This window comes from Streptococcus sp. 1F3 (assembly GCF_054968985.1).
Genome location: NZ_JBUEQR010000083.1, coordinates 1 through 12,139, shown reverse-complemented (window position 1 = coordinate 12,139; position 12,139 = coordinate 1). Strand labels below are relative to the sequence as shown.

The 12,139-nt window shown below is 41.0% G+C and carries 9 protein-coding genes; 3 read left to right on the top strand and 6 right to left on the bottom strand.

All coding sequences use genetic code 11. From position 1 onward, the window contains the following. Positions 1 to 151 precede the first annotated feature (151 nt). The 3 genes from recU (at position 152) to rsmG (ending at position 4,347) form a co-directional block, all read left to right on the top strand. Positions 152 to 772, top strand: a complete 621-nt coding sequence (recU, locus tag ACVPON_RS07760) for a Holliday junction resolvase RecU (protein WP_462877879.1) — start codon at positions 152 to 154, stop codon at positions 770 to 772. Further along, positions 753 to 2,936 carry a penicillin-binding protein PBP1A gene (gene pbp1a, locus ACVPON_RS07755; protein WP_462877876.1) on the top strand — a complete coding sequence of 728 codons (2,184 nt, stop codon included), beginning with the start codon at positions 753 to 755 and terminating at the stop codon, positions 2,934 to 2,936. The genes recU and pbp1a overlap by 20 nt, the downstream gene beginning before the upstream one ends. Before the next feature lie 697 nt (positions 2,937 to 3,633). Further along, positions 3,634 to 4,347 carry a 16S rRNA (guanine(527)-N(7))-methyltransferase RsmG gene (gene rsmG / locus ACVPON_RS07750; RefSeq protein ID WP_462877874.1) on the top strand — a complete coding sequence of 238 codons (714 nt, stop codon included), beginning with the start codon at positions 3,634 to 3,636 and terminating at the stop codon, positions 4,345 to 4,347. Positions 4,348 to 4,539: 192 nt separating this feature from the next. On the opposite strand, the gene ACVPON_RS07745 is transcribed toward rsmG, so the two are convergent. From ACVPON_RS07745 to ACVPON_RS07720, 6 genes are all read right to left on the bottom strand, one after another. Beyond that, a complete protein-coding gene (locus ACVPON_RS07745) occupies positions 4,540 to 5,373 on the bottom strand; it encodes an energy-coupling factor transporter transmembrane component T family protein (protein ID WP_462877872.1) in 834 nt (277 codons plus the stop codon). Continuing rightward, the gene (locus ACVPON_RS07740) at positions 5,374 to 7,047 is read right to left on the bottom strand and encodes an ABC transporter ATP-binding protein (RefSeq protein ID WP_462877870.1); all 1,674 of its coding nucleotides are present in this window, start codon (positions 7,045 to 7,047) and stop codon (positions 5,374 to 5,376) included. 935 nt (positions 7,048 to 7,982) lie between these two features. Continuing rightward, the gene (locus ACVPON_RS07735) at positions 7,983 to 8,291 is read right to left on the bottom strand and encodes a hypothetical protein (RefSeq protein ID WP_462877868.1); all 309 of its coding nucleotides are present in this window, start codon (positions 8,289 to 8,291) and stop codon (positions 7,983 to 7,985) included. 1,048 nt (positions 8,292 to 9,339) lie between these two features. Then, positions 9,340 to 10,326, bottom strand: coding sequence for an oxygen-dependent tRNA uridine(34) hydroxylase TrhO (gene trhO, locus ACVPON_RS07730; protein WP_462877866.1), 987 nt, complete (start codon positions 10,324 to 10,326; stop codon positions 9,340 to 9,342). A 152-nt stretch (positions 10,327 to 10,478) separates the two neighbouring features. After that, positions 10,479 to 11,030 carry an ECF-type riboflavin transporter substrate-binding protein gene (locus ACVPON_RS07725; RefSeq protein WP_462877864.1) on the bottom strand — a complete coding sequence of 184 codons (552 nt, stop codon included), beginning with the start codon at positions 11,028 to 11,030 and terminating at the stop codon, positions 10,479 to 10,481. A gap of 27 nt (positions 11,031 to 11,057) precedes the next feature. Beyond that, positions 11,058 to 11,906 carry an SAM hydrolase/SAM-dependent halogenase family protein gene (locus tag ACVPON_RS07720; RefSeq protein ID WP_462877861.1) on the bottom strand — a complete coding sequence of 283 codons (849 nt, stop codon included), beginning with the start codon at positions 11,904 to 11,906 and terminating at the stop codon, positions 11,058 to 11,060. Positions 11,907 to 12,139 lie beyond the last annotated feature (233 nt).

Here is a 12,139-nt window from a genome sequence, read left to right as displayed (position 1 = left end):
GAGATACCAAGTTTAAAGTAGTTATTTACAGGTGTAAAAGGAGAGAAGAAAGTTTTCATGCGTACGGCGTGCCGATCAATGTGCATTACTTGAACTCTTTTCTTATGTTGTGGTATAATATAATGATTTTATTTTATCAAGAAGGAGTTCTATGGTCAATTATCCTCATCAGGTTAGAAAAAAAATCAATAGAACCAAATCAGATTCTTCTCGTCAGCAGGTGGACTTCGCCAACCGTGGCATGTCCTTTGAAGCTGCTATTAACGATAGTAACCGCTACTATCTAGCTCATGGTGATGCTGTTATCCATAAGAAACCTACCCCAGTGCAAATCGTGAAAGTAGACTATCCCCAAAGGAGTCGAGCAAAAATTGTGGAGGCCTACTTTAGACAAGCATCTACAACCGACTATTCAGGGGTTTACCAAGGTCACTATATTGACTTTGAAGCCAAGGAAACACGGCAAAAGACAGCGATGCCAATGAAAAATTTTCACTTGCATCAGATTGAGCACATGAGTCAGGTCCTGCAACAAAGGGGAATTTGTTTTGTACTCCTTCACTTTTCAACACTAAAAGAAACCTATCTGTTACCTGCTGCTGCCTTGATTGACTTTTACAAGGAAGAAAAGGGCAAACGATCTATGCCGATTGCTTACATTCGTCAATACGGTTTTCAGATTGAGATGGGGGGCTATCCTTGCTTGCCTTATCTAGAGGTTGTTGAAAAAAATTTATTAGGTGGTGATACTCTTGAAAAAACCAAACCTTAAAAAAATATGGTTAGTCTTTACCAACATTGTTCTGGCTAGTTTCATCTGTGCATTTATCGCAGGCTTGTCACTGGTCATTTACTATGTCAAATCTGCTCCAACATTAACTGAAGAAGCATTGACAGCCACGGTCTCCAGTAAAATTTACGATAAGGACAATAATCTGATTGCCGATTTGGGATCGGAAAAGCGCTCAAATGCAAAAACATCTGAAATTCCAACCGATTTGGTCAATGCAATCGTTGCTATCGAAGACCAACGCTTCTTTAACCATCGCGGGATCGATGTGATTCGGATTGCAGGTTCTTTCGTCAACAATTTAAAGGGTGGACACCTTCAAGGGGGGTCTACCCTAGATCAGCAATTCATCAAATTGACCTATTTCTCAACATCAAGCCATGACCAAACCATTAAGCGAAAAATCCAGGAGGCTTGGTTGGCTCTTCAGTTGGAGCGTCGCAACACCAAGCAGGAAATTTTGACCTACTATATCAATAAGGTCTTTATGGCAAATGGAAATTATGGAATGAAAACCGCTGCTGAAGCCTACTATGGAAAAGAATTAAAAGATCTTACCCTTCCACAATTAGCGCTTCTAGCCGGTATGCCTCAAGCCCCCAATCAATACGACCCCTATACCCAGCCGGAAGCTGCAAAGTATCGCAGGGATCTCGTATTGCAACAAATGCTCGAACAAAAATATATCTCTCAAGAACAGTATGAAGCGGCTGTCCTAACAGATATTGCAGATGGTTTACAAGCTCTTTCTAATACTTCTGCTTATCCCCCTCATATGGATAACTACCTAAAGGAAGTGATTGAAGAAGTTGAGACAAAAACCGGGTATAATCTGCTCACTACAGGGATTGATGTTTATACCAATGTCGATGTGAACGCCCAAAAACAGCTATGGGATATTTATAACTCTGACACCTATGTCAACTACCCTGATGAGAATTTCCAAGTTGCTTCTACCGTCGTTGACGTATCAAATGGGCGTGTCATTGCCCAGCTGGGATCTAGAAATCAAGCGAGCAATGTTTCCTTCGGTACTAACCAAGCTGTTGAAACCAACCGAGACTTCGGATCCACCATGAAGCCGATTACCGATTATGCTCCTGCCCTTGAATACGGCGTCTACAAATCGACAGCCGATATCATTCTCGATGCACCTTATAATTATCCTGCTTCTACCACACCTGTCTATAATTGGGATCGAACCTACTTTGGTTCGATCACCTTAAAGGCCGCCATTCAATATTCGCGAAATGTCCCTGCCGTTAAGACACTAGAAGCAGTAGGTTTAGAAAGAGCTCATAAGTTTTTAAATGGTCTGGGTATCTTTTATCCAGAATTGCTCTATTCAAACTCGATTTCAAGTAATACAACCGATTCCAACTCTAAGTACGGAGCAAGTAGTGAAAAAATGGCTGCTGCCTACGCCGCCTTTGCCAATGGTGGTACCTACTACAAACCACAATATGTCAATAAAGTTGTCTTTAGTGATGGTAGTATAAAAGAATTTGCTCCTGAAGGGAGCCGGGTCATGACACCTGAGACCGCTTATATGATGACCGATATGATGAAGAGTGTCTTAACCTACGGAAATGGTCTGAATGCGGTGATTCCAGGTCTTCCTCAAGCAGGTAAGACGGGTACTGCCAATTATACAGAGGCAGAAATGGAAACCATTCTAGCTAACAACGAAGCAGCCAATTATAGTTCACTCGTTGTCCCTGACGAAAACTTCGTCGGCTATACAACCCGCTATGCCATGGCTGTTTGGACAGGGTATACCAATCGTCAAACTCCTATCTTAGACGACGGTATTCCTATCGCTACAGATGTCTATCGCAATATGATGGCTTACCTCAATCCTATCGATACTGCGGAGGATTGGGAAATGCCAAGCGGGGTAAACCAGTATGGTGCTTATCTCTATCTAGATGGAGCTTATCCACAGTACACCTATATTCCAGGTACCAGCACCAGTACAAGTAGTACCACCCCATCCTCCAGCTCTTCGGATGCAAATTCGACAAGCACCAGTACCACAGATCCGGCAACTGGACAGCCAGCTGACCAGTCTCAATCAAGCACTCCAGCTAGCACGACACAAGAACAAGCTGAACCTTCTAATCCAGCACCAAATTCTTCACAATAAGCATAAAAAGGAGTGAAGACAATCGTTCTTTCAAAAAATCGATTGTCTTCGCTTCTTTATTTTTTACTTTAAGCTCCTAACGGAACTGGATTGCCCTCCCGTTTATTATGGCGGTAGTTAGTTGGTTATGTCTTGGCGCGGGAAAAAACTGTACACTGGACTGTACCTCGCCTTTCTAGTGCCTAGCGCGGGAAAAAACTGTACACTGGACTGTACCTCGCCTTTTCTAGTGCCTAGCGCGGGAAAAAACAGTACACTGGACTGTACCTCGCCTTTCTAGTGCCTAGTTCGGGAAAAAACAGTACACTGGACTGTACCTCGCCTTTCTAGTGCCTAGCTCGGGAAAAAACTGTACACTGGACTGTACCTCGCCTTTCTAGTGCCTAGCGCGGGAAAAAACTGTACACTGGACTGTACCTCGCCTTTCTAGTGCCTAGCTCGGGAAAAAACTGTACACTGGACTGTACCTCGCCTTTCTAGTGCCTAGCGCGGGAAAAAACAGTCCACTGGACTGTACCTCGCCTTTTCTAGTGCCTAGTTCGGAAAAAACAGTACACTGGACTGTACCTCGCCTTTCTAGTGCCTAGCGCGGGAAAAAACAGTACACTGGACTGTACCTCGCCTTTCTAGTGCCTAGCTCGGGAAAAAACAGTCCACTGGACTGTTTTTTTCCCCAATATTATGATAAGATGGAAGCATGAAACCAGAAGAATTTTACACAGCTTTAGAGGCACAGGGTTACCCTCTAACAGATAAACAAAAAGAGCAATTCAATCTCTATTTTTTTCGTTTGATTGAATGGAATGAAAAGATTAACTTAACTGCTATCGTAGATGAGGAGGGGGTCTATCTCAAGCACTTCTATGATTCACTTGCCCCTATCCTACAAGGATACCTAAAAAATGAGCCTCTCTCCCTCCTTGATATCGGAGCGGGAGCTGGTTTTCCGAGTTTACCCCTCAAAATTCTCTTTCCTAACTTGGATGTTACCATCATTGACTCGCTCAACAAACGGATCCAATTTCTAACTACCTTAGCCCAAGAATTGGGCTTAACCAAGGTTCACTTCTATCATGGGCGTGCTGAAGATTTCGCTCAAGATAGGCTTTTTCGCGCTCAATTCGATATTGTGACTGCTCGGGCAGTAGCCCGCATGCAGATTCTAGTTGAACTGACTATTCCCTTTCTTAAGGTAAACGGAAAACTAATCGCCCTCAAGGCATCAAACGCTGAAGATGAACTAAGCCAAGCAAAAAATGCTCTTACAGTCCTCTTTGCAAAAGTCACCCAAAATGTGGATTATTTCCTCCCCAATGGAGACCCACGAACCTTAACCATTGTTGAAAAGAAAAAAGAAACACCAAACAAATATCCCCGAAAAGCAGGTATCCCCAATAAGCGACCATTATAAAGAGAGGTTGGACACGTGTCCAACCTCTAAAATACTACTACAACGAAAAATATCGTTAAAAAGCCCACTTATTTTGTCGGTATATCCTCATTAGTAATACTCAATAAAAATCAAAAGTAGACTAGCGTTCACCAAGGCAAGTTGACGAAGGAGCCTTTTGATTTTTAAAGAGTATAAGCTAACCTTCTTTGCTCATCGCCAAGGATTGTAAAAACGTCCTCCATTGATCACAAACAAGATTCCTGTTAGGAAGAGGATACTGATTGCGAGAGTCAACACCAGATAATCATTTTTCCCAAGAGCTTGGTAGGTATACCAGGTTCGTTTTTTATTTTTTCCAAAGCGACGCAACTCCATAGCAGTTGAGATCGTGTCAATGCGTGACAGGGAGCTGAAAATTAAGGGAATGACGAGTGCCAAATTGCCCTTGATTCTCTCTAGTAACTTGCCTTTTGGGGACAATTCGATGCCCCTTGCCTCCTGCGACATCCGAATGGTATAAAATTCCTCTTGAATATCTGGAATATAGCGCATGGTCAAACTGACTGAATACGCTACTTTGTAAGAAATTCCCAATTGATTCAAACTCGATGCAAATTGGCTCGGATGGGTCGTCATCAAAAAGATAACTGCAAGGGGAATGGTACAAAAATATTTCAGAAGCAGATTTAAGAGATAAAAAAGTTCTTGACTGGTCAAGGTATAGGCACCAATCCCAGACCACAGGACTGTCTTTGCACCATATAGTTCAACCCCATATTCTGGAGCAAACAGGTAGACCATGATAACATTCATCAAGGCAAAAATCGTTGTCACAATAAAGACAAAGGACACTTCCTTGAGGCGGATCTGCGACCATTTAAATAGGCAGAGAGATAAAATAGCAATCACAACAATAAAGCGCGTGTCATAGGTAAGCATAGCAGCTATCGAGACGAGAAGGAAAAAGAGGAGTTTACTAACGGCTGACAGGTCATAAATGAAACCCCGACCAACCCGATAACCAATAATATTCATCGTTTTCATCTAGTTCCTCCTTTCTCTTTCCATATAAAATCGAGTCAAAGCTAGGGCATCAACACCCAGTTTTTTAGCCAAATGGAAAATACTCGTTTCTTTTAAATTGGCAACCTCAATAATATTCTGGTTGGTTAAAATACTAGCTGGATGGGCATTCTCTATAATCTGCCCGTCCACTAGGACGATGGCTCGGTCAGAATAATCCAACATCAATTGCATATCATGGGTAATCATGATAATGGTGTGTCCTTTGCGGTTCAATTCATCAAGAAAGTCCATGATTTCTGTATAATTTTGCTGGTCTTGACCTGCTGTTGGTTCGTCCAATAAAATAATATCTGGATTTAAAACCAAAATAGAGGCTATCGTGACCCGTTTTTTCTGTCCAAATGAGAGTGCTGAAATCGGCCATTTTCGAAAGGCATACAGTCCACAGGTTTGAAGAACAGCTTCGACTTTTTCAGTCACATCTGCTTCTGCTACTCCTCGCAACCGTAAGCCCAAAGCCACCTCATCAAAAATCATAGTCTGGCTGATCATCTGATTAGGATTTTGCAAGACATAACCAATACGCTCCGCCCGCTCCTTTATTGAATCAGCTTGAATCGACTGCCCCTTCCACAAAATGTCGCCCGAAACCTCTACAAACTGGCACAAGGCCTTGGCAAGAGTTGACTTCCCTGCACCATTCTTCCCAATAATAGCTAGGCGCTCCCCTTGACAAATAGAGAGCTGGATATCCTTCAGCACTTTCTTGTCACCATAGGCTACGCACAAGTGCTGTGCCTCCAGTAAGGACGGCTCTACTTTTTCTTCTGCAATAAGCGCAGGCAAATCTTCTACTTTGACATCTGTCAAGGCTAATCTTTCTACACTCGTCACATCTGCCTCCCTATCCAAATCATAGTCTAATTGGCGTAAGGCCGTTACATAAAGTGGCTCCCGAATACCGTTTTCACGCAACAAGTCAGAACGAAGCAAGGCATCAGGCGAACCATTAAACAAAATCCGTCCCTCATTGACCAAGACAATCCGATCCACCTGACGATAGAGCACATCTTCTAAGCGATGCTCAATAATAATGGTCGTAGTTCCCTGTTCTTTGTGCAGGCGATCAATCAAATCAATGGTCTCTTGCCCTGATTTGGGATCAAGATTAGCCAGAGGTTCGTCAAAAAGCAAAATGGGGCTTTCATCAATCAGAACCCCTGCTAAACTTACCCTCTGCTTTTGTCCACCAGATAAATCTTGTGGTCTATGGGTCAGTAACTCCTGCAAATCCAAACGTTCAGCCCATGTATGAATCCGTGTCTTCATCTCCTCCAAGGGAGTGACATCGTTTTCAAGGGCAAATGCCAAATCCTCTGCTACGCTAAGCCCAATAAACTGCCCGTCTGTATCCTGCAAGACTGTACTAACGCAGAGGGATTTTTCATAAATCGACCGTTCAAAGGCTTCTTTTCCATCAATTCTCAAGCTTCCCGTCTTGGTCCCTTGATAGATATTCGGAATAATCCCATTCAAACATTGACCCAAGGTAGACTTCCCCGAACCCGATGGCCCCACAATCAAGACCTTCTCCCCTTGATAAATGGTCAAATCAATCTCATGCAAGGTGGCTTCTTGTTGAGCATTGTACTTAAAACTAAAGTTCTCAAACTCAATGATTGCTCTTTTCATAAATGCTTTTATCTCATTTCTTCCGCAATTCCCAGCCCTTGATTCTTCTTTCAAGTGACTCTTCAAACATTTCCTACCCTCCTATTTTACCATAAAATCACTCTAACACTCCATCATTTTTTTAATACCCCACACTTTATAAGACACAAGAGTGTTTTACAAAAAAGCTACTCATTTCAGATGGAGTAGACAACCTATTTTGAATAATTTTTCATTTCAATTCAAAAAACTCTCAGAAACATTGAATAACTAACGATTCTGAGAGTTCCATTATTAATCATTTTATACTCGACAGAAACTACTTCTATAGTCCATAGGACTATAGAAGTAGGAAATAGAGCTTGCGAAAGCAAGTAACCATCTAGCATACGACAAGGCGACGCTGACAACACTAGTGGCACATTTATAAGTAACATTATAAATGAAAACACCTGAACGTGTCTGCCTTTCATAGCTAACCCCATCTCAATTTTATGTCACTATACAATGTTCGGTAATAATAAACCAATAGTAGCTAACACAAAATGAACCGTGGTTACTGATCCAAATGAAAAAATCTGTTATAAAAACGTGCCGATGTTAAGATAAGCACAAAACTATACCAATGATAGCAAGTAGCTACCTTTCAAAACTCATCTTTGTTCCAATGATATAGACATGTACTAGTGGGGCTAAGCCTATACACGATAATATCAAATAAGCAACAAAATGAATCACATCATTTCCTACAAAAAATATTTCATAACTAATTGAATTTTACTTTTCTTTATACATTAGCCAATAGGAGACAAATAAAGCAAATTGACTGATGGCTACTACTAAAGCAACACCTGACAAGTGATTGAATTCAGTTTGTGTCAGATATATTATAAGACACAAAAGCAGAACAATCATCCCTTCCACAAGTAAAAATAATGACCTATTACTCATTGCTTTTACTGTCCGGTCACTTTAGCATAAAATGCATTTTCAAAGCCTGTCATAAATGCGACTCCAAATGCATGTCCTAACACTACAGCAATAGCCCTAATTTGCCATTTTATCCTCTGATATTCCGAATTCCTCAATCCAGCATAGTATGCTCTAGTAGTTGCTGCTGTTCCCGCTCCATAAGTAGCTCCTCCCATTGCTATAACGCCACTAACTATACCGAGCACAGCTGATATACCCAAGTCTCCCCCCTCAAGATACATCATCTCCTCTTGTTCAAGGGCAACATAATGATTTGGCAATACTAATTCCATAAGAATTCTCCTTTATGATTAAGCATCATTTCATACCTTTTATCCGTTTTAAAATGATAGTTAAAAGGCACTCCCAACAGCTAACAAGCTAGGCAAACTTACCCTGCAACAACATGACCAATAAAGCAAATTCTGATATGATGATAGAAACAAGGACACTATGAAATGAATCAAATCCTCTTCTCGAAAGAAATAAACTAATACATAATAAAATGACGATAACACATTGAACGATACTTATGATTTTTAACACATTAACCCTTTCCACTAACTAGAGCATAAAAACAATTCTCAAACCCAAGTAAAACGATTGCTCCTAATCCTCCAAAGGCATGGTACAAACATATCTTTTTAACATGGACAGCTCCTCGTCTAACATACTTCCGATTTCATATTAACAATATTGAAGAATTTATCATCACTATTTTTAAACTTCTATATAATACTATCAAAAAATATTGAAAGCGTCAACATTTCCATAGAATTTGTGAATGATTTCTCAATTTCAAAATAGATGATTACTATAATCCGTATGTTTGTACATGAATGATGATATACTAAGCTTATGAATATGATTTAGAGTAAAAAAAGAAGAATTGCACATGTTCAAGCAGGTCAACAGAGATAGATACCTATACCTTTATCACAAAAGAGAGCTAGCTTCCACTGTAAAAGAGTATCCAGGATTTATTTTATAAACTAGACAGCTATATATTGTCCACAACTTATAAACACTCCATCTGCATTACCTCATCTGAATTTGATTTTCACTAAGTGTTATACTCAATAAACATCAAAAGTAGACTAGCTTTCACAATTAAGAATGGTGAAAGGTTGGAAATGTGATTAGCACCGCTCATTTCCTTATAATCGAAGCCGAAGGTAGAACGAGCCTTCACCAAGGCAAGTTGACCAAGTATCCTTTTGATTTTTAAAGAGTATTAGTCGCTCTTAAATGTCCATTGAATAAGAATTCCCTGATTACGATACAAAATAAAAGCACCCCAAGCACTAGATGAATCATCTAAACTTGAGGTGCTCTGGAGAATTATTGTGCGACTAGGTCTTCGAGGACTTCCCCGATCATAGCCAAGCGCTCTACGACTTCCTCACGGCTTAATTGGTGCTCCGCAACATAGCGGTTCCGTGGGTGAATGCGGCATTCATGGGAGCAACCACGAAGGTAGGTATGCTCGTTTTCTTCTGAAGTTAAGATACGGCGGTTACAGAAAGGATTTCCACAGTTGACATAGCGCTCACACGGAGTTCCATCAAACCAGTCTTTTCCAATTACTACAGGGTCTACATGGTTAATATCAACAGCGATACGCTCATCAAAGACGTACATTTTTCCGTCCCACAGCTCCCCACGAACTTCTGGATCTTTTCCATACGTTGCAATTCCACCGTGCAACTGACCGACATCCTTGTAGCCTTCGCGAACCATCCAGCCAGAGAATTTCTCACAGCGGACGCCACCTGTACAGTAAACAACGACACGTTTGTCCATGAATCGTTCCTTGTTATCACGAACCCATTGTGGTAACTCACGGAAATTGCGAATATCCGGGCGAATAGACCCTCGGAAATGCCCAAGGTCATATTCATAATCATTACGTGTATCCAAAACAACCGTATTTTCGTCTAAAAGAGCTTCTTTAAATTCTTTTGGAGAAAGGTAGGCACCGGTTGTTTCAAGTGGATCAATATCAGTGTCAAAATCATTGTCTTCTAGACCCAGATGAACAATTTCTTTCTTGTAGCGAACAAACATTTTCTTAAAAGCCTGCTCTTCTTCTTCATCAATCTTGAACCAAAGGTCTTCCATACCAGGAAGCGAGTGAACATAATCCATGTATTTTTGGGTGGTTTCATAATCACCAGAAACCGTCCCATTGATCCCCTCATCTGCTACAAGGATACGACCTTTTAAGCCAATTGCTTTACAAAATGCCAAATGTTCCGCCGCAAATTCTTGTGCATTTTCAATCGGAACGTATTTATAATACAGTAAGACGCGAATATCTTTTGCCATAAGATTTCTTCTCCCTTTTCTTTCTAAAAATTATCTGAATTTTATCATCCATACCCTATTATACTTCCCATAGACACTCCAAAGCAATTTATTTGCCCGAAAATACAAAACAAAACCGCCCAACTAGAAGTTGGACAGGTATTGCTTCATGCTTAATCCTCGTCTTTAGATAGACTATTGTTTTGCACTTGTTTTTTAGCATATACAGCTAACAAGAGGCTTCCTGCAACAGCAACGGTAGCTGCATTGGCAAGACCTGCAAGCATTCCTTGCGCAAACACTTTATTGGCTGGCTCATGGTAGATCAAGATATCCAAAATCGGTGCGACTACACCCCACAAGAGGACATTGGCTAAAATTTGCACGCCATTGAACAGTAGAATGTCCTTCGTTGTAAAAACACCCTCACTGATGCGCAAGCGGTATTTCAGGGTACCGACAATCAGACCAAAGAGACCTGATGCTAAAATCCATGACCACCATGGACCATACTGGAGCGAGTCTTTGAGAGCATGTCCGATAAAGCCCACTAAGAAACCAACGATTGGACCAAAAAGAATGGCTAGTAGAGACTGAACAGCATATTGAAGTTGGACAGAAGTATTGGGAATACCAAGGGGAATATTGATAACCAAGCTAATCACTACAAAGAGTGCTGCTCCAATTCCCGTTCCCACAACTGTTTTAATTGAATGATTTTTCATAACGATTCTCCTTTTGATTTCCTAAACCTAGACAGTCATTTTCCTAATTTCAATATGCCAATTTTGTCCAACGCCAACATTGTATGCTTTAGCAAATGAACCTTGGTTAATCGCAAGACCCACACGATAGAGGGAGTTGATATAAAGAAGAGGCTGACCGATGCGGACGTCCGCAAAAGACTTGCCGTAAGTCACTTGATTTTGATAGACGAGCATATCATTGTTGTAAATAGTCACTTCAAAACGATCTGCAAAAGCTGGGCTAAGACTATAAAATTCCTCACGGGTAATAGATGTCCATAGAGAGCCAAAACGAACATCTAAAATATCAATGGCTCCTTTGACAAAGTCTACACCTACTTCTGTTGCTACGGTTGGAATTTCTACAATATCTGCCACATTTAGTTCAGGCCCCACCTCTTCAAAAGTGATGTGACCAGAAGCTAGTTTCGCCCCCGTATAAGCATAGACATCACGACCATGGAAGGTATAGGAATGCTCTGTATTGGCACGACGATTAGCCACTTCTGAAATCTCACGTACCGCCTTGATACCAACATGCTGCTTAATAAAAGACAGGGTTCCATTATCCGGAGTAACAATATAGTGATTCTGCTCTGTCAGAGCTACCACGCTCTTTCGTTTTGACCCAACACCGGGGTCAACAACAGATACAAAAGTGGTCCCCGCAGGCCAGTATTCCACCGTTTGAAAGAGGCGGTAGGAACCCTCAAAAATATTGTAAGGCGTAATATCATGTGTCAAGTTATGAACCACCAAATTGCGCGATTCCTGAAGCGCTACCCCAATCATGGCTGATACCGCTCCGTCAACCAGACCGAAATCTGATTGTAAAACAAGTAAATTATTCGACATAACTTCTCCTATTAGTAAAATGCTTCCTCTATCATATCAAAAAAAGACCAACTTGACCAATACAAAACCCATTAAGATACTAAGCCCGTAAAAAACTCAAAGAGAAAATAGAAAATTTGACGAAGAAACTTTAGTTTCTAGGAAAATTTATCTTTTTCGCACAGAGTTTAGGGCGAGTTCAATTAAAATAAGATACTAAGCCCGTAAAAAACTCAAAGCGAAAATAGAAAATT